Annotated in this window: 15 protein-coding genes; 7 read left to right on the plus strand and 8 right to left on the minus strand. The window is 49.7% G+C overall.

The window, feature by feature from the left end; all coding sequences use genetic code 11:
* Positions 1–6 precede the first annotated feature (6 nt).
* Positions 7–714, minus strand: a complete 708-nt coding sequence (locus ACHZA1_RS09580) for an NAD-dependent deacylase (RefSeq protein WP_320051653.1) — start codon at positions 712–714, stop codon at positions 7–9.
* A 75-nt stretch (positions 715–789) separates the two neighbouring features.
* On the opposite strand from ACHZA1_RS09580, the gene dnaG reads away from it, so the two are divergent.
* The 4 genes from dnaG (at position 790) to cysK (ending at position 5,525) form a co-directional block, all read left to right on the plus strand.
* The gene (gene dnaG, locus ACHZA1_RS09585; protein ID WP_320051654.1) at positions 790–2,727 is read left to right on the plus strand and encodes a DNA primase; all 1,938 of its coding nucleotides are present in this window, start codon (positions 790–792) and stop codon (positions 2,725–2,727) included.
* 126 nt (positions 2,728–2,853) lie between these two features.
* A complete protein-coding gene (locus ACHZA1_RS09590) occupies positions 2,854–3,657 on the plus strand; it encodes a hypothetical protein (RefSeq protein ID WP_320051655.1) in 804 nt (267 codons plus the stop codon).
* A gap of 135 nt (positions 3,658–3,792) precedes the next feature.
* A complete protein-coding gene (gene epsC / locus ACHZA1_RS09595; RefSeq protein ID WP_320051656.1) occupies positions 3,793–4,593 on the plus strand; it encodes a serine O-acetyltransferase EpsC in 801 nt (266 codons plus the stop codon).
* On the plus strand, positions 4,584–5,525 hold the full coding sequence (gene cysK, locus ACHZA1_RS09600; RefSeq protein WP_394701078.1) for a cysteine synthase A: 942 nt from the start codon (positions 4,584–4,586) through the stop codon (positions 5,523–5,525). The genes epsC and cysK overlap by 10 nt, the downstream gene beginning before the upstream one ends.
* A gap of 53 nt (positions 5,526–5,578) precedes the next feature.
* On the opposite strand, the gene ACHZA1_RS09605 is transcribed toward cysK, so the two are convergent.
* Positions 5,579–7,123, minus strand: a complete 1,545-nt coding sequence (locus ACHZA1_RS09605; protein ID WP_320051658.1) for an SPOR domain-containing protein — start codon at positions 7,121–7,123, stop codon at positions 5,579–5,581.
* Between the two features lie 1,234 nt (positions 7,124–8,357).
* Here ACHZA1_RS09605 and ACHZA1_RS09610 point away from each other — a divergent pair.
* Positions 8,358–9,149: an energy transducer TonB gene (locus tag ACHZA1_RS09610; RefSeq protein ID WP_320051659.1), complete on the plus strand. Its 792-nt coding sequence runs from the start codon at positions 8,358–8,360 to the stop codon at positions 9,147–9,149.
* On the opposite strand, the gene ACHZA1_RS09615 is transcribed toward ACHZA1_RS09610, so the two are convergent.
* From ACHZA1_RS09615 to ACHZA1_RS09640, 6 genes are all read right to left on the minus strand, one after another.
* Positions 9,150–10,373, minus strand: a complete 1,224-nt coding sequence (locus tag ACHZA1_RS09615; protein WP_320051660.1) for an alanine dehydrogenase — start codon at positions 10,371–10,373, stop codon at positions 9,150–9,152.
* Positions 10,374–10,384: 11 nt separating this feature from the next.
* Positions 10,385–10,798, minus strand: coding sequence for a tRNA (adenosine(37)-N6)-threonylcarbamoyltransferase complex ATPase subunit type 1 TsaE (gene tsaE / locus ACHZA1_RS09620; protein ID WP_320051661.1), 414 nt, complete (start codon positions 10,796–10,798; stop codon positions 10,385–10,387).
* 129 nt (positions 10,799–10,927) lie between these two features.
* On the minus strand, positions 10,928–13,537 hold the full coding sequence (locus ACHZA1_RS09625; protein ID WP_320051662.1) for a tetratricopeptide repeat protein: 2,610 nt from the start codon (positions 13,535–13,537) through the stop codon (positions 10,928–10,930).
* A 152-nt stretch (positions 13,538–13,689) separates the two neighbouring features.
* Entirely contained in the window at positions 13,690–13,950 is a 261-nt protein-coding gene (locus tag ACHZA1_RS09630; protein WP_320051663.1) for a NifU family protein, read from the minus strand.
* Between the two features lie 19 nt (positions 13,951–13,969).
* Positions 13,970–15,043, minus strand: a complete 1,074-nt coding sequence (locus ACHZA1_RS09635) for an Mrp/NBP35 family ATP-binding protein (protein WP_320051664.1) — start codon at positions 15,041–15,043, stop codon at positions 13,970–13,972.
* A gap of 564 nt (positions 15,044–15,607) precedes the next feature.
* Entirely contained in the window at positions 15,608–17,272 is a 1,665-nt protein-coding gene (locus ACHZA1_RS09640) for a trypsin-like peptidase domain-containing protein (protein ID WP_320051665.1), read from the minus strand.
* Between the two features lie 127 nt (positions 17,273–17,399).
* On the opposite strand from ACHZA1_RS09640, the gene ruvA reads away from it, so the two are divergent.
* Both ruvA and sprA read left to right on the plus strand, forming a co-directional pair.
* Positions 17,400–17,981 carry a Holliday junction branch migration protein RuvA gene (gene ruvA, locus ACHZA1_RS09645; RefSeq protein ID WP_320051666.1) on the plus strand — a complete coding sequence of 194 codons (582 nt, stop codon included), beginning with the start codon at positions 17,400–17,402 and terminating at the stop codon, positions 17,979–17,981.
* A 9-nt stretch (positions 17,982–17,990) separates the two neighbouring features.
* The gene (gene sprA, locus ACHZA1_RS09650) at positions 17,991–25,304 is read left to right on the plus strand and encodes a cell surface protein SprA (RefSeq protein WP_320051667.1); all 7,314 of its coding nucleotides are present in this window, start codon (positions 17,991–17,993) and stop codon (positions 25,302–25,304) included.
* Positions 25,305–25,372: the final 68 nt, after the last annotated feature.

A 25,372-nucleotide genomic window follows, 5' to 3' on the forward strand; every position in this document is an offset into this window, starting at 1 on the left:
CAAATCCTAGCGGTACTTCTCCATCAGCAGCTCCTTCATCTGCGCCACGCCGGTGGTGGCCTTCTCGTGGATGTACACCACGCGGCCGCCCATGCCCGACACGGTAACGTCGTCGTTGGGGTCTATCACGTAGATGGGTGCCTCGCGGGGGGCGTAGCGGTAGAGGCCTGCTGCCGGGTACACGTTGAGCGAGGTGCCCACCACGGCAAAGATGTCGGCATCCGAGGCGATATCGATGGCGATGTCCATGGCTGGAACGGCCTCGCCAAACCATACTATGTTGGGGCGCAGCTGCGATCCGAGCTCGCACCTATCGCCCAGGTTTACGTCGCCATCCACCGTGTAGATAAGGTTGGGGTTGGCCGTGCTGCGCACCTCGGTGAGCTTGCCGTGCAGGTGGATGACGGTGGAGCTGCCCGCCCGCTCGTGCAGGTTGTCCACGTTTTGGGTGATGATGACGGTGTCGAAGTGCTCCTCCAGCTCGGCTAGCCCGATGTGCCCCTGGTTGGGCTGGGCGCCCTTGAGCTGCCGGCGGCGGTCGTTGTAGAAGCGGAGCACCAGGTCGGGGTCGCGGTGCCATCCCTCGGGGGTGGCCACATCCTCCACGTTGTACTCCTCCCAGAGCCCGTTCATATCCCTAAACGTCTTAAGTCCGCTCTCTGCGCTGATGCCGGCCCCGGTGAGCACCACCAGCTTTTTCCTTTTTGTTGACATTCTTTTTCCTACTTTTATGGGGGATAACAGGTATCTTTGCCACCCCAAATCCACCACTAAAGATAGCTCAGGGTAATGATAGATAAAACAACGGTTGACAGAATTATTGATGCGGCCAACATCGTTGAGGTTGTAGGCGAGTTCGTATCCCTGAAGAAGCGGGGGGTGAACCACCTCGGCTGTTGCCCGTTCCATAACGAGAAGACGCCGTCGTTTACCGTATCGGGCGCCAAGGGCATCTTCAAGTGCTTCGGCTGCGGCAAGGCGGGCAACTCCGTGTCGTTTATCATGGAGCACGAGAAGCTCGATTACGTGGATGCGCTGCGCTTCCTGGCCAAGAAGTACGGCATCGAGATCAAGGAGCGCGAGCTCTCGGCGCAGGAGATGCAGCAGAACAACGACCGCGAGAGCATGATGGTGCTCTCGGCCTTCGCCCAAAAGCACTTCACCGATACGCTCTTCAACCATGTCGATGGAAAGACCATTGGCATGAGCTACTTCCGCGAGCGCGGCTTCCGCGACGACATCATCAAGAAGTTCCAGCTGGGCTACTGCCTCGACACCCGCAGCGCCTTCTCGCAGTACGCCGCTAAGCAGGGGTACAAGAAGGATTTTTTGGTGAAGACGGGGCTCTCGGTGGAGCATAACGACGACCTATTCGACCGCTTTCATGGCCGCGTGATGTTCCCCATCCACTCCATCAGCGGCCGGGTGATCGGCTTCGGTGGCCGTACGCTGAAGACCGACAAGAAGGTGGCCAAGTACCTGAACTCGCCCGAGTCGGAGATCTACCACAAGAGTTTCACCCTGTACGGCATCTTCTTTGCCAAGAAGAGCATCACCCAGGAGAACCGCTGTTACCTCGTCGAGGGGTACACCGATGTGCTCTCCATGCACCAGGCGGGCATCGAGAACGTGGTGGCCTCGTCGGGCACCTCGCTCACCACCGAGCAGATCCGCCTCATCAAGCGCTTCACCAACAACGTCACCGTGCTCTACGACGGCGACGCGGCCGGCATCAAGGCCTCGCTGCGCGGTATCGACATGATCCTGGAGGAGGGGCTCAACGTAAAGGTGGTGCTGCTGCCCGACGGCGAAGACCCCGACTCGTTCGCCAAGTCGCACTCCGTAACCGAGCTCAGGCAGTACATCGCCGACAGCGAGGCCGACTTCATCAGCTTTAAGACCAAGCTCCTGCTAAAGGATGCCGATAACGACCCCATAAAGCGCGCCGGGCTCATCACCGACGTCATGCACTCCATCTCCGTCATCCCCGACACCATCATCCGCTCGGTGTACATCCGCGAGTGCTCCCGGATGTTCGAGGTAGCCGAGGAGACGCTTATCCAGGAGATGTCGTCGCTGCGCAGCAAGAAGATGGGCGTTGCCGCCGCCCAGCAGTTTAACGCCGCCCAGCAGGCGCGACCCGAGCGGCAGACCCCTGCCATCCCCTCGTTCGTAAGCAACGTGTTTTGCGAGGAGCAGGAGAAGGAGATCATCTACTTCCTGCTCCGGCATGCCAACGTAAAGCTCTTCCGCTTTACCGACGATAGCGGCGAGGAGCTCGAGATGAGCGTCGGGCAGTACATCATCTCCGAAATCGCCAACGACGAGCTCGAGTTCCTAAACCTCGAGTACCGCCAGATCTTCGACGACTTCGCCGTGCTTATCGCCAACGGCGAGGAGCCCAAGATCACGCACTTCATCCACCACGAAAATCTGAAGATAAGCGAGCTGGTCATCAACCTCCAGTCCGACGAGTATGTGCTCAGCAACATCTGGAAGAAGTTCGGGCAATCGGAGGATAACCTGGTGGAGTTCCTCTCCGCCGCGGTGCCCAAGGCGGTAACCAACTACAAGGCAAAGGTTATTGCGCTTGCCATTAAGAATATGATGGAGGAGTTGAAGAACATCACGGAGGAAGATTTCGAGGAGATGACGATGCGCATCACCGCCCTCAACCAGGTGCGCACCGAAATCGCCAAGCAGCTCGAACGCCCCGTTCTCTGCTAGGACCTAGGCGGTGCTCATTAACAAAATTGAGCGAAAAGGCAGCAGTTGCGTGGTGCACAGAAGTTGTCGAAGCGGATTTTAACGACTTTATTGCTAACATTACAAAAACTTTGTTAGTCGAAGACTATGTTTAAGCAGCTTTCCCATATCATCATCTTAGCCGTTGCATTAACTGCAGTATCGTGCGGCAGCAAGTCGAACAAGGACAACAACGACCTATCGCTGAACAAGGAGGAGGTGATTCGTAAGGTAATCAAGTACCCCATCCCAAGCCCACAGCAAATTAACGATGCGCTAAATAAGGCCAAGGCAAACTACATCTACTCGCTCTGCAACCCGGTTGAAAAGGTCGACAAGTATATTACCGATAAGGACAAGGCTTTAAACTTGGGGGTGTATGGCGCCAACCTAAGCTACTCCAGCACCTACGGGATGAAGCAGGAAACCTTAAACTATCTGAAGGTTTGTAAAAAACTAATCGACGAGCTCCAGATATCTACGCAGTTTAATACATCTTTCGCAGAGCGTGTTGAGCAGAATATCGACAACAAGGATTCGTTGACCCGTATCATCACCGACTCGTATCTAGACACCTATGCATTCTTGCAGAATAATGGAAAAGACTATCTTTCGATCCTCGTAATGAGCGGCAGCTGGGTCGAAGGGCTCTACACTACCGTCGAGATCGCTAAGTCGACACCAAAAAACAAGGTTTTCCTAAGAGTGATTGCGAATCAGAAGCAAACCCTAGACAAGGTTTTAGAGCTGATGGAGCAGAACAAGGAGAGCAAGAACGTTGAGGAAACGCTTAGGCTATTCGAACCAATTAGAAAGGCATTTGAACCTGTAGTTGGCGAGAACCTAACCAAAGAACAGTTTGAGAGCATCGCTAATGCAGTGTACTACGTACGTCAGGCAATTGTAATGTAAACCCCATGAACAAAGAAAGAGCATATTCGTTTATCTGTTGCTGTTGTGGTATGCACCAGTACGGGTAGACTATGCTTGCATTTACGATACGTAAGCCCTCTACCTAACGGTAGGGGGCTTTTTATTTTTGGTGTAATGAAGGAAAAGAATCAGGAAGAGTTAGATCAGAAGATCCGCCAGCTAGAGGTGGTGGTAAGAGCGAAGAATTATCATAGTGGGCTGATATCGTTTGTTCATCCTCATGTGCTTTGCGAAACATTGTGCTATCCAGAGAAGATTCACACGGAGGAGGAGCTTCGGGTGGAGCTGAAAAAGATCCTCCTACTGCTTGATGAAAATCATGCGAGTATTGCCAATACAGTTGATCATCTCTTTGGTCATCTGTGCGAGGTGCGTGAACGTCTGATGGAGGATGCGCAGTTTATTGCCGAAAACGATCCTGCGGCTTCATCTGCGGAGGAAGTAGCCATGGTGTATCCAGGTTTCTTTGCCATTGCCACCTACCGAATTGCCCACCTGCTATATGTTGCCGGTGTTCCAATCATTCCTCGGATATTCTCGGAGCTGGCGCATAGCAAAACGGGGATAGACATCAATCCCGGTGCGCATATTGGTCACAGCTTCTTTATCGATCACGGAACTGGGATAGTAATTGGCGAGACTACCATTATTGGTAACAACGTGAAGATCTATCAGGGGGTAACCCTAGGTGCGCTTTCGGTTCATAAAGCCGATGCCGAGGTTAAGCGTCACCCTACAATAGAGGATGGGGTTACCATTTATGCCGGAGCAACCATTCTTGGTGGCGATACGGTGGTGGGTCGCGAGAGCATTGTTGGTGGCAATGTCTGGCTTACCGAGAGCGTTCCTCCGGGGAGTAAAATCTTCAATAACATGGAGTCAAAAATTGTTTACTGTAAAAATATCTGCAAATGAGAGTAACTTCAATCGTTGATGTGATAGGCAATACGCCTCACCTAAAGATCAACAAGCTATTTGGTAATGACTACGAAGTTTGGGTTAAGCTCGAAAGGCAAAACCCTGGTGGTAGCATTAAGGATCGCGTTGCGCTATCGATGATTCGCGATGCCGAGAAAAAGGGAATTCTAAAGAAGGATTCAGTAATTGTTGAGCCGACATCGGGTAATACGGGTATTGGATTGGCGCTAGTTGGTGCTGCGCTTGGCTACAAGGTAGTGCTGGTGATGCCCGAATCAATGTCGGTAGAGCGCCGTGCCATCATGAGCGCTTACGGAGCCGAATTCGTACTTACACCTCGCGAAAAGGGAATGAAAGGTGCCATAGAGCGAGCAAACGAGATTGCTGCAGAGAACCCCAAGGTTTGGATTCCGATGCAGTTTGATAATCCAGCAAACATTCTTGCGCACGAAGAGACAACAGCTCTTGAAATTATCGAAGATTTCCCTGAAGGAATAGATTACCTGATTACCGGAGTAGGAACAGGTGGTCATATAACAGGAGTTGCTCGCGTGTTGAAGAAGAAGTGGCCTAACCTAAAGGTTTATGCCGTTGAGCCAGCTGCCTCGCCAGTTATAAGCGGAGGTCAACCATCTTCTCATCCTTTGCAGGGTATCGGTGCCGGCTTTATCCCAAAGAATTTGGACACCTCTCTCCTAGATGGCGTTATTCAGGTTGATGGGAAAGATGCCTTCGATTTTGCGCGAAGGGCTGCATCACAAGAAGGCCTATTTGTTGGAATTTCTAGTGGTGCATCGCTATCTGCAATTAACCAGAAGTTGCCAGATATCCATAAGGGAGCAAGAATCCTCACCTTTAACTACGATACTGGCGAACGCTACCTGTCGGTTCCCAACCTATTCCTACAGGAAGATGGGACAGCGTTCTAAATAAAAAGCCCCACTAAAGTATTAGTGGGGCTTTTTATTTCATTCCTTGATGATCAGGGATTCAGGATCCAAGCATTTATACCAATTTTCTTCTTTGCGGAGTTAGCCGCATTAATAGCTTGTCGGGAGGTTGGGTAGCTACCTATGCTTATTCGGATTTTCCCTTTACCTCCTTCCATTATTTGAGGATTGTAGCCTTTTGTTTTCAGCACCTCTGCTATCTTTTTGGCTTCATCCATGCTTGCAACGCTTGCGGCAATAACACTGTAGCCCTTTGTTGTTGCTTGTTTCGATGGCTTTACCTCTTGTTGTATTTGTCTGTTTACTGCGGCTCTTTGCTGGGTGTCGTTAGTTTTCGCTGATGATGAATTGTTCAACTTCAGCTTTTCGTTTATTAGGGTCTCCATCTCTTCCTTGGTCATTGGTCTTTTTGTAGAGAAGGATGGAGTCTTTACTATCTTTTTCCCCGTTGGAGTCTTCTTAGATGTACTATCAATCTTCTGTAGGTTAGCCCTTGCGCTATCTGCTCTGGTACTATCTACTGACGATGTATCGGTAGCAGCGCTTGTAAGGGTTTTGTAGTACGAAGAGTCTACATCCGCAGGAACAGCAGGTTCTACTACCATTTCTTTATCGCTAGGAATGATAAAGGCAAATATATTGGGATTGTAGTGGTACAAGGCAACAAGCCCAATCGCTAGGATGCAAATAACAACTAGCAAAGGCCAAATCCAGCTATGCTTGCTTCTTCGGGTTGCTGTTTCTATGTCTGTTTTTTCTTCCAGTACTTCATCGTTTTTAAAGGTTTTCTCTTTAAAAAAATGAGGCTGTTGGACTTCTCTTGCAGGTTCTACAGGTGCTTTTTCAATAGGAATCTCTACAGTAGGCTTTTCTTCAGATTTCTTCTCTATAATTGGAGAAGTTTCCTCAATATCTTCTTTTTTCTCTTCCGAAATAATATGTTTTTCTTCTTCGATAGCAGGTGTCTTACCTGCTTCGCTGCTTTCTACTTTCTCTGGTTGAACTTCTGCAGCTGAGGGTAATGGCTCCTCAACAAAGTCATCAATAAGTTCGAAGAGTTCTTCCTCTTCTTTCTTCACAATAGGAGAGGTCTCTGGTGTTGATTGACCTTCTAGGTCTGCTTCTGAAATAACGTCTTGCTCTGCTACTTCTTCGAGTTTGGCCTTTTTACCGATGCTTATTGTTGGTAGTCCAAACGATTCGCCAAGGTTGCTATAGCTCGAAAAAGGAAGAAAGATTACAGTTCCGCTTCCTATTACTCGTAGTATGCCAATGCCTTCTATTTCAAATTCCTCACCATTGTGCAGACGATTGTTTATTTCTTCCGAAAAAGCACAGATTTGTTTAAGAGCCTTTGTCGTAGAAATGCCATTTTTTTTTGCAATATGGTTTACCAGAGCAGAATAGTCTGTTCCCTCATTATGTATGAATTTTATGCTTTTAGATGGAGGAGTAATGGTTCCCGTTGCACCATCTATATGTGCGGGCTTACTCACCATCTCAAAGGAGCCAATGTAAGGTAGTACTACCTTTTGTTTGGTGAAGAGTAGTTCTTGGATGTAGTGGCTAATATTCACGGAAATTTTATTTACAAAATTATTAAAAAAAGTCCTCTCGAAAACTTCGATCAGCTTGTCCGTTTTCTACTTTCTAATAATCAACATAAACTAACAAAAAAAAAATGGATTTCACGCAAAGATGCACTTCTTTTCTGCAAGTCGGCTTGAAATAAGCGTTTCAATCTAAGTCAAGTAGAATATGAGCAGTCCTCGCATGCCAAGAAGTTGGATGGTTGGGATCAAAGGACAGGCAATAGCCTTGAATATGGTGGATGACAGAACGTCGGTTACTATAAGGCATGACAGGATCAGTATAATTGCGCTATCGATCCAGAAATAGAGCCTCATCCGTTTTGGGCTTAGGTTAATAGTGATGCTTCTTCCAGCTGCTTTGCTGATGCAAACTCGTGATAAGCTATATACGCAGTAGTTTAGAATGCATGGAATCACTCCTCCGAAGAAAAGGATGAGAATGGCAGAGTTACTATTGGGAAGTACGTATCCTATTCCCACAAGTATAAAAATAGTGATGTTTATGAGCAGCCTTTGGGGTGATCCAACTAGTTCAAGCGTCCATCGAAAGGCATTTGATTGGAGATATTGTTTGTGCATTCCTCAATTTTGCGCAAAGATAGCATCCCCAATAGAATTTTTATCAAAATAAGAGCTGTGCCTGTTGATAACTATTTTGATAAAGTTTAAAACTTTCAGTGTTGCATATTTGATTTGTGGATAAATGTTGCTTTATTTAACAAACAGTCAAATAACGACGATAGTCGGTGTTCGTTGATTTTTGGATTTGAGTATAAACATAAATTGAGTAGTTATGCGAGTTTTTATTTTTGACGAGGATGTGCTCAAAAAACTATTAATTGAAGCCACCTATAGATTTCTTGTTTTCGACGAACAGAATTCTTACACCTTGCCGTTGAATTATAATTACACAGCCTCTTCTCGGCACTTTATTGCAAGTGATGAAACTAATGGAGGTGGATTTAAGATATTAAAGTATAGTTCAATAAAGCGGGTTATAGTAGACGACAAAGAATTCTTCCTAAGTTAAGCGGTTATTTCTTGAGAGAATTGGTTATTGGCAGAATCTTGATAAAGGTTTTTATCAAGTAAGGGAGATTGTCGCTTCTTTCAAGAGAATGAATACGCCACATTTTGTTCCAAAGGTTGTTAGCAAATCATAAAGTTTGGCTGACGTTTTGTTGTAATGATTACTTTTGTCTAAACTTTTGCGGATTAGATGGGAGATATCGTTAACGAGAATCAGTCGAAAGGCTTTGTGCGGTGGATAATTGATCATCAGGTGGGGTTGTTGGGCACAATTGTGTTTCACCTGCTGGTGATGGTTTTCGTGATAGCCTTAAAACTTAATCCGGTAAAGGATGTCAAGGATAAGATTTACCTAGAGTTTCAAGAACCACCTGCTGCTCCCAATGCTGATCCTGCGAAGTTTGTTCAGGAACTTTTAAAAAAAGCAGATTCCCAAATAATCAAACAATCTCAAGATAACAGGGCAACCACTGTACGAAATGTTGCTGTAAATACTAACCTAGACAAGCTTACCGATAAACTTGTTGATGATAAGTTTGGTAGGTCGAATCCTGTTTATGAAGAGGCTCGGCAGTTGGCAGCCCGAATGAAGGATAACCAGCAGCTCTACAAGAAGTCGTTGGAAGCAGCAGACAAGACACCATCCAGTCAGCATGGACAAATGGGCAGTGGTGGTGCACGTTCGAGTTCGGAAAAGGCTTATAAGGGTGCTTCGGTGCTTTCTTACTCGGTTCAAGGACGCCAGGGAACCTACTTACCTGTGCCTGCCTATCTTTGCGAGGGTGGTGGAGACGTGGTTGTAAACATTACGATAAACCAGCGAGGATCTGTTGTTGATGCTGCAATATCGGCACGAACAACAGCAAGCGAATGCCTCTTTGCAGAAGCCCTAAAAGCCGCCAAACGTTCACGCTTTACTATGGATGAAAAGGCACCTGCTACCCAAAAAGGATCGATAACCTACCGTTTTGTAGCTCAGTAGCTAAAAGGCTGCCATTAGCAAATCAATATCCTTTGATGGGATATTGTAGACATCTCCAAGATAGCTGTTTGTCAGCATTCCGTTAAAGACGTAAACTCCGTTACGAATTCCTGTATTTTCTTTTAAGTAGGCTTTTATGCTTGGTGCATCAGCAATGCTGTCTAGCAGTGGCATGTATACGTTGCTAAGGGCAATGGATGCCGTACGTGCAACTCGTGAGGTAATATTGGGGATGCAGTAATGGATAACGTTATGCTTTACGAATGGAGGATCGTTGTTGGTCTTGTATTCCGAGGATGCAAACGAACCGCCTTTGTCGACGGTGAGGTCGATAATAACAGCACCATGCTTCATAACCTTTACGAGGTCATCGTCAATTTGGATTCTGTTCTGAGAGTCTTCTGGGATGATGGTGGCAATTACCACATCTGCGGTTTTCAGAATTTTCTCGATGATTTGTGGGTGAAAGTTGCTGGTAAAAACTCGTTGACCAAGCAGCTGCTGAATTTCGGTAAGCCGTCTTATGGAGTGGTCGATGATTTTAACTTCGGCACCTAATCCCATAGCGGCTCGTGCAGCGTATTCGCCTGCGGTGCTTGCTCCAAGAATTACGACTTCGGCAGGAGTAATGCCAGGGATGCTTCCTAGAAGCACGCCTTTGCCTTTATTGGTGGTGCTCATTAGTTCGGCGGCAACAAGAATTGCCGTAGATCCTGCAATGGAGCTCATCGAGCGAACGATTGGGTAACAGCCATCAGCATCTTTTATGGCATCAGAGGCAATAGCAGTAACCTTTTTATGCATGACTGCCTTTATGAAGTCGGCAGTGTACTTGTTGAGGTGAAGGGAGGAGATGATGGTTTGGTTGACGTTCATCAAGGCAACCTCATCAATGCTAAACGGGGAAACCTTTATAACGATATCCGCAGTAAATACTTCTTGTGGCGTTTGAACAATGGTTGCGCCATTCTCGGAATAGTACAGGTTCGAGAAGTTGGCATTTAGGCCTGCATCAGCTTCGATAATGACGTCGTGCCCTCGTTGGGTGAGGAGCTTGACCGCCTCTGGGGTAAGCGGCATACGTGTTTCTCCACAAGTAGTTTCTTTGGGAATACCAATGGTGAGCTTTTTTGTCTTTCGGCTCACTTCCAGCATTTCTTCTTGTGGGTTAAAGCCCCATGCAAACGGGAAACTAGTCTTCGTTTTGCCATTCTCCACTACCATAAAGCAGATGTCTATGTAATTTGTATCTCTCTTCTTCCATCGCCTAATACCTGAATCGTTAGCTTGACAGCATCATCAGGAATTAAATCTTCAATTACCTCCGGCCATTCGATAAGGCAGAGGTTGTTGCTGAAAAAGTATTCCTCGTAACCAAAATCAAAAGCCTCTTCGATTTTATTTATACGGTAAAAATCAAAATGGTAAATAGGATCGCCATTGGGGCGTTGATACTCGTTTACCAGCGAGAAACTTGGGCTATTTACCACATCTTGCACATCGAGAACTTTACAGATATGCTTAATCAACGTGGTTTTTCCTGCACCCATCTGCCCGTATAGGGCAATAACCTTTCTATTTCCAATAGCCTCTACAACCTTTTTTGCTGCTGCATCAAGGTCGGCTAGCTCGTTTACCGTAATAATCATTTAAGCTTATAAAGTGATGTTTGAGTCTGAAGTTGCTTCTTGTTTTTTCGTGATCGTTTTGGCTTGAATACATCAGTTTTATACGTAGGTCTTCTGCTGATGTTATAGCATCTTTCGAACATTTTATAGTTACTTAAGGTAGCTGCTAAAGAAGAAGTCAGCATACCCTTCAAGCGTCTTATCCTTGAGTAAAAGATTTAGGTTATCGCACGAGATTGCAAAGATGGCGAAGTTTTCGGTTCCCGATTGGCTGATTATCTTTTGCTTTTGGATAAGGGCATAGTAGTAGTCCATTGCTTTCTTCTTGTTGTCGAAGGGGCTTACTACTATAATATCGTTGTTGTTGTCGTATTGCTGCTTGTTGATGCTTAGCTCCTGCTCGGGCGAGAGTTCGAGGTTCAACGAGACGAGGTTGAACTTAATCTGGTTGAAGTTTGACTTGCTGGGAACGACAATAATGGCCATATGGCAGCCTTCCGATGGGGCATAGCTGGTGGTGCTTGCCGATTTGGCTGGGGTATCTGCCTTTTTCGTAGGCTCGGTGCTGTTTATCAGGTTAAGGGTTTGCTTGTCGAGCTGCAGAAGGTATTCCGACGCGGTTTTGGCAGCCTCGCTGTTGGGGTACTGGCTGACTACTGCGGCAAGCTCCTTACGGTAGGCTTCTCGTCCCTGTAAACCACCTGTTGCCATTGCCCTAACAAGCGCAAATTGTGGGGTAAGCGCGCTGGTGTTATCCTTTAGCTGCTGGTTGGCAAGGGTGAGACACTCGTCGTACTTGGATGCGTTGAGCAGCTCGACGCATTTGGCGAATGCATCGTTGGCAGCAGACGATTGTGCGCTTACCGAATGTGTGGTGGTGTTGAGCGACTGGGCCAGCTCGCTCTTTGGATACTTGCTGGCGATAAGCTCCTTGTAGCGCTGGGCTCCCGCCATGTCGTTGAGGGCTAGATACGACTGGTAGTATATGGAGTATGCCTTCAGCTCGTTAGCTTCCGAGATCTTTTCAGCAGTTAGCCCGTTAAGGGTTTCGATGGCCTCGCGGGGTTCTTCGACATCTGCGCGGTAGGCTTCGGCTACTTCGATGAGGGCCGTCTGCTTTTGGTCGATGTACTTCTGCTTGTCGGCTGCCGACTTGGGTATGTTCTTTAGGTAGTACTCTCGGGTGAGCGGCGAGGTCTTTTCCTCTATCTTCTTTTCCTCTTCCTTCTTCTCCTCGGCGATTTGGTCGAGGGTTCCCCTGTTTTTGCGCCTCCAGTTGTCCTCTAGCTTGCGCTGGCCCCATCGCATCTTGAACTCGGCGGTACCAAATGCGAGGGTGGACTGGTTGTAGAAGTACCAGCTGCCCGATTGGCTGGGGTTTAGCGTAAGGTTGTTCTGGTTCATCATGTACTGGCGCTGCGTATTGGCCTCTTCCTGAACTTTGTTCTGCTGTTCGGTGAGGAATGCGATCTTTTTATCGATAAGCTTGCTGAGCTCGGCCTCGCTCAGCTCCGACATCTTCAGCAAGCTGTCGAGCCGCTGGTACTCGCGCATGTTTAGTGCGAGGCGGTCGAGCTTTTTGGAGCGTAGCTGGGCGGCGTTGAACATTGGATGGCCGCTATCGAGGTTGGTGGTTGCGCTATCGTAGTACGATTGGGCCTGTACGAAGCTCTTTTTGTCGTACGCCATGTCGGCAAGGGCAACAAAGGTGATCCCCTTCTGGTTGCTGTTGGGCGCCGAGTATTCCAACGCCTTGTAGAAGTAGGCAAGCGCCTCCTTTTCGTTCTTATCTTGCTGGTAGATCCTACCAATGGTGAAGTAGATCTGATCGCGATAGGGCGCATTGCGGTCGCTCTTGGCCATCTTCAGTAAAACGTTCTTAAGATCGGATGCGCTGCCGGCAGTGTACGATCTTGCCTCGTCGAGCTGGGCGTTGAAAGCCATCTCGTAGGAGGATGTGCTTCGGGCAACCTTGTGGAATGCGGCTGCGGCCTGCTGTTTCTTGTTGGTTTGCAGGTAAAGCTGGCCTAAAATATAGCGGTATCTATCCCTGTCGTATTTTTTGCCTTCGAGGGTAACGGCCTGCTCGAGATTTTCGATGGCTTTGGGGTAGTCGTTCTTCATTATGTAGTAGTCGGCCCAGGCTGCGCGGAGGAAGGCCATCTGTGCTTTGGTAAGGTTGCGAAGCTGGTTGGCGGAATTCAGCGAGCTGGCGTACTGGATGAGGTCCTCTTCGGCTCCGGCGATAACGCCCTGCCATATTTGGGCATCTACCTTGGTATCGGTGTTGGGGTAGTTGAGCAGAATCTGGTCGATGGTCTGGTGGCACTTGCCGTACTCGTGAAGATGGGCGTTGGCCTTGGTGATGTAGAGGTAGGCATCGTCTACGTACCTGCAAAACTCGCGCTGGTTGTAGAATGCGCGCTGGCCATGCGTGTCTTGCTTGGCATTCTTAGGCTTTGCGGTGATGGAATGGTACTTTACCAGCATGCCGCTCTTGAGTATGGCGCGATCCATGCCCTCGGCGGTCTTCGAAGGGGCCAGCTTGTCGGAGAAAAGGAAGACTGGCAGGAGCGAGCTGTAGGTGTAGGGGAATTCCTTGGCGTACTTCGCGGTGCTTTCGTTGTAGCTCTCCTTGGCGTTGAATAGAAAGTTGTACCTCGCCGTAACGTTGTGGTAGGTACGCGAGACTAGCGTGTTCTTTTGTGTGGAACAGCCCAGCAACAGCCCAGTGAGTACGATAAGTAATGCCTTTTTCAATTGTTACGGGTTGAAATCGCCTCGAAGACCCTAAGTAAAGCCTTTTTGGATTGGCAATTATAGCAAAAAAAGATGACTAAACGCGGGATATGCCCCTACTGAATGCATGAAATTTGCCCCAGCAGCGGCATAACCTGCGCCGTACGGAGCGGCTACAGCACAATCTCGTCATCCTGGATGGCTATAACCTCTCTTATTTCAGGAACGTCTCGCTTTATTGCCAGCTCGATGCCGTTTTTTAGGGTCATTAGGCTGAAGGGGCAGCTGCCGCAGGCGCCGAGCAGCACTACCTTCACCACCATATCGGGGGTGATCTCGGCAAGCTGCACATCTCCGCCGTCATTCTTCAAAAATGGGCGTATAGTATCAAGCGCGCCTTCAATCCGTTCTACCAAGCTGCTGTTGGCTTCCATATTTGGTGTTGGTGTTTCGTTACGAAATCTTTCCTAGCTCTGTAACAACCCCGTGGGCAATTTGCTCGAAGGTTTCGGCAACTATCGGGTTCGAGAGGGCGGATGGGGTGCCGCTATCGCCACCTTCGCAGACGCTTTGCACGATTGGGATCTGTCCCAGGAGTGGTAACTCGTATTTTTGGGCGAGGTTCTTGCATCCGTCCTTCCCAAAGATGTAGTACTTGTTCTCGGGCAGTTCGGCGGGGGTAAACCACGCCATGTTTTCGACGATTCCGAGGATCGGGATGTGAAGATTGTCGCTGGTAAACATCTTTATGCCCTTAACCACGTCGGCAAGCGCGACATCCTGAGGGGTTCCTACGACGATAACCCCATCGGGACGGAATTCGGTGGAGAGCGTGATGTGTACGTCGCCAGTTCCGGGGGGGAGGTCGAAGAGTAGGTAGTCGAGGTTGCCCCAATTCACCTGCTGGACGATCTGGCGAAGGGCGTTGGTGGCCATTGGGCCGCGCCAAACGAGCGCATCCTCCTGCTTGACGAAGAATCCGACGGAGATTACCTTAACGCCGAACTTCTCGACGGGTTCGATGAGCTCCTGCCCGTTAACTTCCACCATGATGGGCATGGCATCCTCGAGGCCGAACATCTTGGGCATCGACGGGCCGTAGATATCAGCGTCAATAAGCCCAACTTTGTAGCCCATCTTGGCGAGCGTTACGGCTAGGTTGGAGGTTACGGTCGACTTGCCTACGCCGCCCTTGCCCGAGGCGATGGCAATGCGGTGCTTTACGCCGCTCAGCGTGTCGAATACCTGCTTTTCCGCCTTCTTTTTGGGTTCGCTCTCCTTTACGAGCTCAAGAATGTTCCCCTTGATGGTAAATCCGGGGAACGCCTGCTCGATGGCCGTTTCGCAGGCCCTCTTTATGGAGGTGGCAAATGGGTCGCGCGCCTTCTTGAAGGCCAGCGTTAGCTTTATATCGGTTCCTTCTACTCGAATGTTCTCTACCATTCCCAGCGCAACGATGCTATCGCCGCTGTCGGGGTGAATTACCTGCGATAAAACCTTCTCTATGGCTTGGTTGTCGATGCTCATTTCGTTTCTTTTATTTCGGTTGGTGTAGAAACACCTAAAATCCACATTGGTTTACCTGGGCAAATGTATCGTTTGCCGCCTGATGGTGCAAATTTAGAATAATTCTAGATACCAAGTGGGGTGTAGAGCCCTTTTCTCGATGGTAGTCGAGTCGGCTGGTGGAAGATCGGCACGAAGCGTTGCCCCGCCTAACGTTTAGCCCCACCCCAGCACGCGAAACCCTTTATATTGCACGTGAAACTCCTCAGGTTTCACCTGAAAGTTGCCACATATCACGCGTGGTTCCCTAAGCTTTACGTGCGCTTTCCCCCTGCATGCGCTACTGGTCATGGCCTACGCGCGGTCTTTTGCAATAGTGCGCGTAGGAACGCCCTTACGCTTGAGGTAAAGGGTAAAATGGTTGAGCTGCGCTGCCCTTTCATGGAATAATTTGCAGATGATCGTGTGATAGGAGCAGGCTAACGCGGCGGAAGAGCCAACTTTGCCGTGCAATTCGTAGGGATGAGGGCAAAAGTTTGCCCCTGTCGCGTACATTTCTGCCCCAGACGGGCTGCGGTGGCGCCCCTAGCGGCCGAGAATGATAATTTTCTTGACCACCCTCCGCTCTTTGGCGGCAATCTCGAGCAGGTACATGCCGGGATTGGCGGTTGGCAGGTTGTAGTCGAAGGTTTCGGAGGGATCGGTAAAGGGCGTAGCGCCCAGCTTGCGTCCGTTGACGTCGTAGAGGCTCACCACCAGCGATCCGTAGTACACAAACGAGCTGTTATCCTCGGCTGGCTTGATGCGGATATGGATGGTGCCGCCGTAAACGGGTATCGGGTAAACGCTGACGTTGCTGGGCTCGATGGTGCCGAAGAAAACGACGTTGTTGCCCATGCCCAAAAGGGTCGAATCGCCCGTTTTGGCGGGGTCGAGCCAGTATTTCAGCTGATATTTAGGGTCGGGATTGCTGCTCCATGCGGCGTTGATGCGCGAGAAGTAGTCATCAACGGGGTTCGAGCAGTCGGCCAGGCCCCCGGTGAGGTTTCCAACAACCAAATGCTTGCTGTTGAAGAGCGCCGCCCCCGACGAGCCGCCTTCGGTAGCCCCAATGTCCCATCGCTCGACATGCCAGTGGGTGTTGGCCTCGAATCCGGCGGTGGGGTCGAGCTCGTTGAAGTCGGCGGCGATAGGTGTATCGAAGTCGACGGATATTTTTTTGGCATCGCCGTTGGGATGATGCAGGCAGGTTGCACCTGGCTCGGTAAAAGGCTTACGGCGGACGTCCCATCCGGCAAAGTAGGGGAGGTATTCGGCGGGTGGCGCCTGCGAGAGCTCCAGCAGCGCGAAGTCGGTCTTCCCCTGGTAACCCGAGGCCACCAGCGTAGCGCCCGAGATGGAGTATCCCACAAAGATGTTGTCCGATCCGCAGCTCTTCTTCTCGTTTCCGAAGTAGAAAACCGAGTTTTTGGCGTCCTCCCCCGATAGAATGCAGTGGTTGGCCGTAAGCAGGTAGGGATGCCTATTCTTCGACGTGTTGTTTACCAGCACCCCCGAGCACATCCGCTCGCCCAGCTCGGTGGCGATGAGTATTTTCACGATGCTGTTCTTCTCCACCTGCCACTCCTGCCCCTCTGCGCACGAAATATCCACCATGCACGCGCCCGAAACCTCGGCATCCGAGCCGTACCCTTTAAGCGGAAGCCTATCGCCATGCACCACCTCGCTGATGGTAAAGGCCGCCTTGCTGCCCACTGGTTTTTCGACCTCCACAACGGCACAATCGCCGGGCACCAGGGGTAGCACCACGGTCGACTTATCGGAAAGCTTGGCCAGCACGCTGGCAACGAAGGTTCGGGTGGGGGTATACACGAAGATATTACGGCTATCGAACCCGCTTACCTGGTCGACGCTCAGCTTAAGGGTAAGGCACTTCGCGCCTTCCGACTTCACCATTATTCTATGGATGATGGTTGAGCGTACGGTATCCGATTTTCCCTCGGAATTTATGCTGATGCTGGTTGCCAGGGTCGATCCAAACTCCAGCCGCTTCAGGTAGCGCGATGATCTCCCCTCGGAGCGCAGCGCAGCCGGCGCCTTTTTCGGGATTGGCGGCAGCTTTTTCGTGGGAATTAGCTCCGACGACAGGTCTTTTACCGAAAAGGACAGCGGAAGTCGGTCCTGCCCCTCTGCACTTATGCCGAGCAGCAAGCCAATTGCAAGCGATAGGGCGCGAATTCGATCAATCATAATACTACGGGTCAAAGTTGCTCTTCGTTCAGCTAAAGTTATCCTTACATAATCTCCTAATTGTTCCAAATAGATATATTTGCAAATCTAAGACAACTTTGCAAGAAATAGATATAATAACTTTGGCATGTTCGAATACATCAAGGGCAATCTAGCAGAAATTACACCCTCTAATGCCGTTGTCGAAGCCTACGGCATTGGCTACAATCTGAATATTTCCGTTAATACCTACTCGAAGATACACCAGAAAAAGGAGGTAATCCTATACCTGCACCATGTTGTACGCGAAGATGCCGAGCTGCTCTTCGCCTTTGCCGATAAAGTTGAGCGCGATTTGTTTCGCCTGCTCATTGGCGTCTCGGGGGTTGGCCCCAACACTGCCCGAATCATGCTTTCGTCGCTTACGCCCGCCGAGGTGGCCACGGCCATCGCCACCGACGACCTGAACCGCATTAAGAGCGTCAAGGGAATTGGCCTGAAAACGGCTCAGCGCGTGCTGCTCGACCTAAAAGGTAAGGTTGATGGCGATATGGCCGGGGGCGGAGCCCTATCGGGGGTGGGCAGCGTTGCCCGCGACGAGGCTCAGTCGGCGCTAATCACGCTCGGGTTCGCAAAACCCAACGTCGAGAAGGCGCTCGATGCAATACTTAAGGACGATGCTTCGTTAAAGGTTGAGGATATTATTAAGGCTGCTCTTAAAAGGCTATAATTGGTTGGAATGATTAAGCGCTTACTCCTATTTCTGGGCATCTGCTGCGTTACTTCGGCTACGGCAAGGGTTACCTACCCGTGCATTAGCTTTGCCGACCTTAGCCAAAGCCAGGATACCACCGGACAGAAAGCCGTGGAGCCCACCAAACCGCTCAATGTCGATCCGGCCACCGGCGATTACGTGATCTACGACCTCAAAAGCGACCGTTACATCTTCTACAAGAACCAGAGCATTGCGCGCGGCATCCCCTACAAGGTGATGAGCCGCGAAGAATACCAGCGATACCGCGTCCAAAGCGCCATGCAGCGCCTGCTGCTCGATAAGCGCTCCGAGCCCGCCGCCGGAAATGGGGGGCTAGCCAGCTCGCTTATCCCCTCCATGAACGTTGGGGGCGAAAGCTTCGACAGAATCTTCGGGAGCAACACCATTAGCGTCATTCCGCGAGGCTCCGTCGAACTTATTCTCGGGATAAAGACGAATAAGACCGACAATCCCGTCATTGCAGAGCAGTTCCGCAAAACCACGATCTTCGATTTTCAGTCCAAGCTGCAGATGAACGTCACCGGAATGGTGGGCGAGAAGCTGAAGATGGACATCAACTACAACACCGAGGCAACATTCGACTTCGAGAACAACGTAAAGGTAGAGTATACCGGCACCGAGGACGAGATTATCCAGAAGATCGAGGCCGGTAACGTCTCCCTACCTCTGCCCGGAACGCTAATCACCGGGAGCCAGTCGCTATTTGGCTTTAAAACCCAGCTTAAGTTCGGGAATCTTACCATGACCTCCATCTTTAGCCGGCAGCGGGGCCAAAGCCAGTCGGTGGAACTCAAGGGAGGCGCGCAAAACCAGCAGTTCGAGCTCTCTGCCGACAGCTACGACGCCAATCGCCACTTCCTGATGGGGCATTTCTTCAGGGAGAGCTACGATAATGCGCTATCCACCTTTCCGGTTATTCAGTCGGGCGTCACAATTACAAAGCTGGAGGTGTGGGTAACCAATAAAACCGCACAATTCGATAATGCGCGCAACATTGTTGCCTTCCTCGACCTTGGCGAGGCGCAGCAGCGCAACATTTACCGTAAAAGTACCTTTACCGGCAGCCCTAGCGTTCTATATCCCGCCAACGAGGCCAACAATCTTTACTCCATGATGAACGGAACCCTCTCGGGTATCCGTCAAATCGACCAAACTACCACCATTCTCTCGGGTATGGGGCTTCGTCAGGGCGAAGATTTCGAGAAGCTTGAGAATGCGCGCCGGTTAAGCTCCAACGAGTACACGTTCAACCCCAAGCTTGGCTACATATCGCTGAACAGCGCCCTGAACAACGACGAAATATTGGGTGTAGCCTACGAGTACATCCTGAATGGCAAAACATACAAGGTGGGAGAGCTATCCACCGATGGTATCGAGGCTCCCAGGGCTCTTGTGGTTAAGCTGCTAAAGGGAACAAACCTTACGCCAAAGCTGCCCAACTGGGCTTTGATGATGAAAAACATCTACTCCATCGGAAGCTATCAGGTAAATAAGGAGAATTTCTACATGGATATCCTTTACGATGACAGCAAGGTGGGTAGAACGGTAAACTATATCCCCGAAGGGGCAATAAAGAACAAGCCGCTGCTTAGCGTACTGAATCTCGACAGGCTAAACTCGCAGGGCGACCCTTACCCCGATGGTATCTTCGACTTTGTTGATGGAGTCACCGTCCTTTCCGAGGGAGGAAAGGTCATCTTCCCCGTACTTCAGCCATTTGGCAGCTACCTTCGCTCTAAGATTGGAGATAACTCCATTGCCGATCGCTACGTTTACCAGGAACTTTACGATTCTTCGCTAACCAAAGCAAAGCAGGTGGCCGATAAGAATAGGTTTAAGCTTTTCGGAACCTTCCAGTCCTCGGCAGGCTCCGAAATCTCGCTCAACGCCATGAATATCCCACAAGGTTCGGTGGTAGTTACTGCCGGAGGGCTTAAGCTGGCCGAGAATATCGACTACACCGTAGACTATGCGCTGGGACGTGTGCGTATTATCAACCAAGCTTACCTCGAATCGGGTGTTCCTATCAAGGTATCGCTCGAGAGCCAGGCTCTTTTCAACATTCAAACCAAAACGCTGGTCGGTTCGCACTTCGATTATCGTATTTCAGATAACTTTCATATTGGGGCAACGGTGCTAAACCTTTCCGAGCGACCATTAACGCAAAAGGTTAACTTCTCCGACGAGCCAATTTCGAATACCATTTGGGGGGTAAACCTGTCGTATCAGAATAAAGCACCTTGGCTTACCTCGCTGGTTCAAAAAATACCGTTTATTGAAACGCAGGCTCCTTCGAGTATCCTTTTCGAGGCGGAGTTTGCCCACTTTATTCCCGGGCATGCAAAGGCTATTGGCAAATCGGGCAACTCCTACATCGACGATTTCGAAGGTGCTAAGATTCCAATCGATTTGCGAAGCTGGAATGCGTGGACGCTAGCATCAACGCCCCAAGGGCAGCCCGATATGTTCCCCGAAGGTAACCTGTCGAACAATCTTTCCTACGGTTATAATAGGGCAAAGCTGGCTTGGTACAGCATCGATCCTCTTTTCCTTCGAAATACCTCGTATACTCCTGCCTATATTTCTCGCGATAAGGTTCAGCAGTCGAGCCACTGGGTGCGCGAGATCCGCGAACGTGAACTTTTCCCTGAAAAGGACGAAGTACAAGGCGTACCCAATACCATTTCAGTGCTAAACCTTGCCTACTATCCGAAGGAGAAGGGGCCGTACAACTACGAAACCTCGGCAAGTGCCGTATCTAAAGGTATGCTTAGCGATGGATCGCTTGCTGCTCCCGAAACGCGCTGGGGCGGCGTCATGCGCTCCATTCCGGTTAGCGATTTCGAAATGGCGAATGTCGATTACATCGAGTTTTGGATGATGGATCCATTCGTTTACAACCAGAATAGGAAGGGTGGAGAGCTGATCTTCAACCTTGGAAACATTTCGGAGGATATTCTTCGCGATGGACGTAAATCGTTCGAGAATGGGCTTCCTACCAGCGCCACGGTATCCAAAGTCGATACAACTGTATGGGGAAGGGTTCCCCTTATTCAGTCGCTGGTAAATGCGTTCGACAACAACGCAGCATCACGTAGGTATCAGGATGTCGGTTTAGACGGTTTGGGCAACGACGATGAGCAAAGCTTCTTTAATGCCTACCTCAAGAATCTCGAAATGCTATTTGGTGCCGGATCGAAGGTCTACCAAAATGCGTTTAACGACCCTTCGAGCGACAACTACCACTACTTTAGAGGTCGAGATTACGACGATCAAAAGGCTTCTATCCTCGACAGGTACAAGAACTTCAACAACCAGGAAGGAAACTCGCCGGCATCCGATCAGGCAGGTGAGTCGTACAGCACATCGTCAACTTCTATCCCCGATGGCGAGGATATTAACCACGATAATACCCTTAGCGATGCAGAATCTTACTTCCAGTACCGCGTGCCGTTATCTCCAACGGGACTAGAGGTAGGAAAAAACTTTGTGAGCGACAGACGCGATGTCGAGGTTGATACGCCGATGGGCAAAAGTAAGGTAACCTGGTATCAGTTTAAGGTTCCAATTTCCGATTACGAGAAAACCATTGGAAATATTCAGGACTTTAAGTCGATACGTTTTATCCGTATGCTGCTTCATGGCTTCGAGGATACCACTATTCTTCGTTTCGCTCGTTTGGAACTCGTAAAAGGGGAATGGCGCAAGTATAATTTCTCGCTGCTCGAAGGGCAAACCGGCAACGCTTCGCAGATGACTAACGGAAGTTTGGACATTTCTACGGTAAGCGTTGAGGAAAACTCGAGTAGAACCCCCATTAACTACATCCTTCCTCCTGGAATCGATCGCGTAATTGATCCTAGCAACCCTCAGATCATTCGCGAAAACGAGCAGGCAATGCAGCTAAAGGTGTTTGACCTTCAGGATGGCGACGCGCGGGCTGCCTATAAGACCACCGGCTACGATTTTCGCCAGTATAAGCGACTTAAGCTTGATGTACATGCCGAGGCAATTTCAGGACAACCGCTTAAGGACGGCGATCTCAGCATCTTTATCCGCCTAGGAACCGACTATAAGAACAACTACTACGAGTACGAGATCCCGCTTAAGCTTACGCCTTACGGAAAGTACTCCAGCGATAGGGAAAGCGATCGCGCTATCGTATGGCCAAGCGATAATGCTTTAAATATTGCGCTAGATGTTTTCCAAGATATTAAGCTGAAGCGGTACGATGCCATGCGCGCGTTAGGATCTAGTGCTTCTCCTACGCAGCTCTTCACAATGAATGATGGTATTAACATCGTTCGAATGCTGGGTAATCCCAGCTTAAGCAATGTGCGCACCATTATGATTGGTATTCGCAATCCATCGAAGCAAAACAACGCTGCCGACGATGGGCAGCCCAAGTCGGGCATTGTTTGGGTGAACGAAATGCGCCTTAACAGCTTCAACGAGGAGGGTGGCTGGGCTGCAAATGCCCACATGATTGCCAAGATGGCTGATTTTGGTGTGGTTTCGTTGGCCGGTAGCACCATGACCCCTGGTTTTGGTTCGCTGGAGAGCAAAATCAACAACCGTAATCAGGCTGATGTCTACACCTACGACCTTGCAGGAGACTTTGAGCTGGGCAAGTTCTTCTCCGAGAAGGCTGGCGTCAAAATTCCTATGCATTTAGGTTACTCCGAATCTATTGCTAACGCCAAGTATAGCCCCACAGATCAGGATTTGCTGTTGAAAACTGCGCTAAAGTATCTGCCATCGCAGCATGCCAAGGACTCGGTGCTTACGCTTGTCCAAGATTTTACCGCGCGGAAGTCGATTAACTTTACCAATGTTACGGTTGCGCCACCTTCGGCTAAGCCGTCCATCATTTCGCCCTCCAACTTCTCGCTGACGTATGCCTATAACGAAACCTACTCGCGCAGTCCTCAGATGGAGCGTCAGCTGCAGAAGAACTACAAGGGCATTTTTAGCTACGCGTACAACCAAACGCCAAAGTATTTCGAGCCGTTGAGCAGCTTCCGCAATAGAACCCTGCAATCGCCTTACCTACGGCTGCTGAAAGACTTCAACATAGGCTATAAGCCCTCGCAGCTAAGCTTTGTTTCGGAGATTACCCGTAACTATAACGAGATTAAGGTCCGGAATCTTTCTGGAAATTCCGATATTCAGATACCTTCCACCTTTGCTAAGGACTTTTACTGGAACCGGGTTTACGCTTTGCAGTGGGATCTTACAAAAAGCCTAAAGTTTACCTTGTCAGCTAACAATCTTGCCCGCATTGACGAGCCAGAAGGAATGGTAGACAAGAGCCGCGACAGGGCAAGCTACCAAGTTTGGAAAGATTCGGTATGGAAGAATATTGCAATGGGTGGTCGAAACGTTCACTACGATCACAGCTTTAAGATTACCTACAATATTCCTATCAATAAGATCCCGATGTTTAACTGGGTATCGGCTTCGGCATCGTACGATGGCAGCTACGATTGGGATGCAGGTCCAATGCTGCCCGCCGAAACGGCCTATTCCGTTGGGAATACCATCAAGAACATGAATCAGGCATCTTTGATGGGAACTCTTAACATGGTTTCGCTCTACAATAAGGTGCCGTTCCTACGGGCAATTAACCAGGAGTTCGATAATCCCAACAAGAAGGTCGTTCTTGTTAGCAAAACCGTCAAAACCGATAAGATGACCCTCTTTAAGGGGCGAAAGAAGACCATATCCTACGATATGGAGGGCGTAGACATCAAGGTTGCCGTGTACGATGCCAAAGGAAAGCCAGTAGAGGCGGTAACGCAGGTACTACCCAAGAAAAAGATAACAATTCAGGTTGCCGAAACCGTAAAAGGCGCTGTTGTACACATCACCGGCAAGGTGGAGTATCAAAATCCGCTCGCTTACCTGGCAAAAGGGGCCGTTCGCATGCTCATGGGCGTTCGAAACATTAGCGCCAGCTACACCCAGAACGAGGGAACCATTCTTCCAGGATACAAAAACAACTCCAGCTGGTTTGGAACGCTGCATACCTCTACCGGATTAGCCCCAGGATTAGCATTTATCATGGGTCAGCAAGATCCCGACATGATGGATGTCGCCCGCGCTAAGGGTTGGCTGGTTAGCGACAACAACTACCTGCAACCTTTTGTGATGAACCACATGGAAAACTTCTCGGCACGCCTAAACTTCGAGCCCATAAAGGATCTTATTGTCGATCTTACGGCAAATCGCTCCTACCAGAAGAACACCAGCCAGTATGGAACCGCCGGCGGTGGGGCAACCGTATTTAACGGGTCGTTTAGCATCTCGGTTGTGGGCATTCGATCGGCATTCGAGAACCCCACATCGGGTAACGGCTATCATTCTGCCGCGTTCGACAGGTTTATCAGCAATAGAGCCATCATTTCGCAACGCTTAGGCTCCGATCGTGCCAAAGGATCGGCCAACGGATACGATGGAACGCCCAAGCAGGGCTACAGCGATGGCTACAGCTCGCTCTCGCAGGAGGTAATGCTGCCCGCTTTCCTATCGGCGTACACCAACTTCTCGCCATCAAGCGTTGGAGTTAAGCCATTCATCCGCATTCCGTACCCTAACTGGACCATTCGCTACCAAGGCTTTGGTAAAATGGAAGTGCTTAAGCCGTATATCACCAATGCCGACATCGAGCACTCGTACCGAGCCGTTTATACAATAGGTGGATACAACTCCAACCCCCAGTTCGATCCGCTTACCGATGGGTTCAGCTACGTTCGTAATGCCCAGAACGACTTTATCCCACGTCACGAGATCGTAAACGTAAGCATCTCGGAGTATTTCCAGCCCTTAGTTGGCGTAAACGTAGGATGGGTTAACAACCTACAGACCCAGGCGCGCATAAACAGGAGCAGGGTGGTTGCCTTAAGCCTCACCAACAACCAGATTACCGAGATTCGCAACAGCGAATGGAACTTTACCGTAGGCTACCGCATCGACAACCCAATTCGTTGGATCGACGACGAGTCGCAAAAGGTGATCCCATCGTACCTGAAGCTCGATTGCGGATTGTCGTTTACCAACAACCAGTCGCTAATCCGCAAGATTGTGGAGGGCTTTACCCAAGCCTCGGATGGGCGAAATACCGTTGCCCTCAAGATTAGCTCCGACTACATGTTCAACGAGCGGGTGAACATCCGCGCTTTCTACGACAGGGTGGTGAATAAGCCGCTGATATCGAACACCTATCCTACCGCTAATACATCTTTTGGATTTAGCGTAAGATATAATATCGGTCAGTAGCGGCGAAGTAAGAAAATTGTTTAACTTTGGAGTGCTTTTTTAAGCAAATCTGATCTAAATGCTAACAA

Origin of the sequence: uncultured Acetobacteroides sp., from assembly GCF_963667355.2 — a bacterium.
In the GTDB taxonomy this organism is placed as follows: Bacteria; Bacteroidota; Bacteroidia; order Bacteroidales; family ZOR0009; genus Acetobacteroides.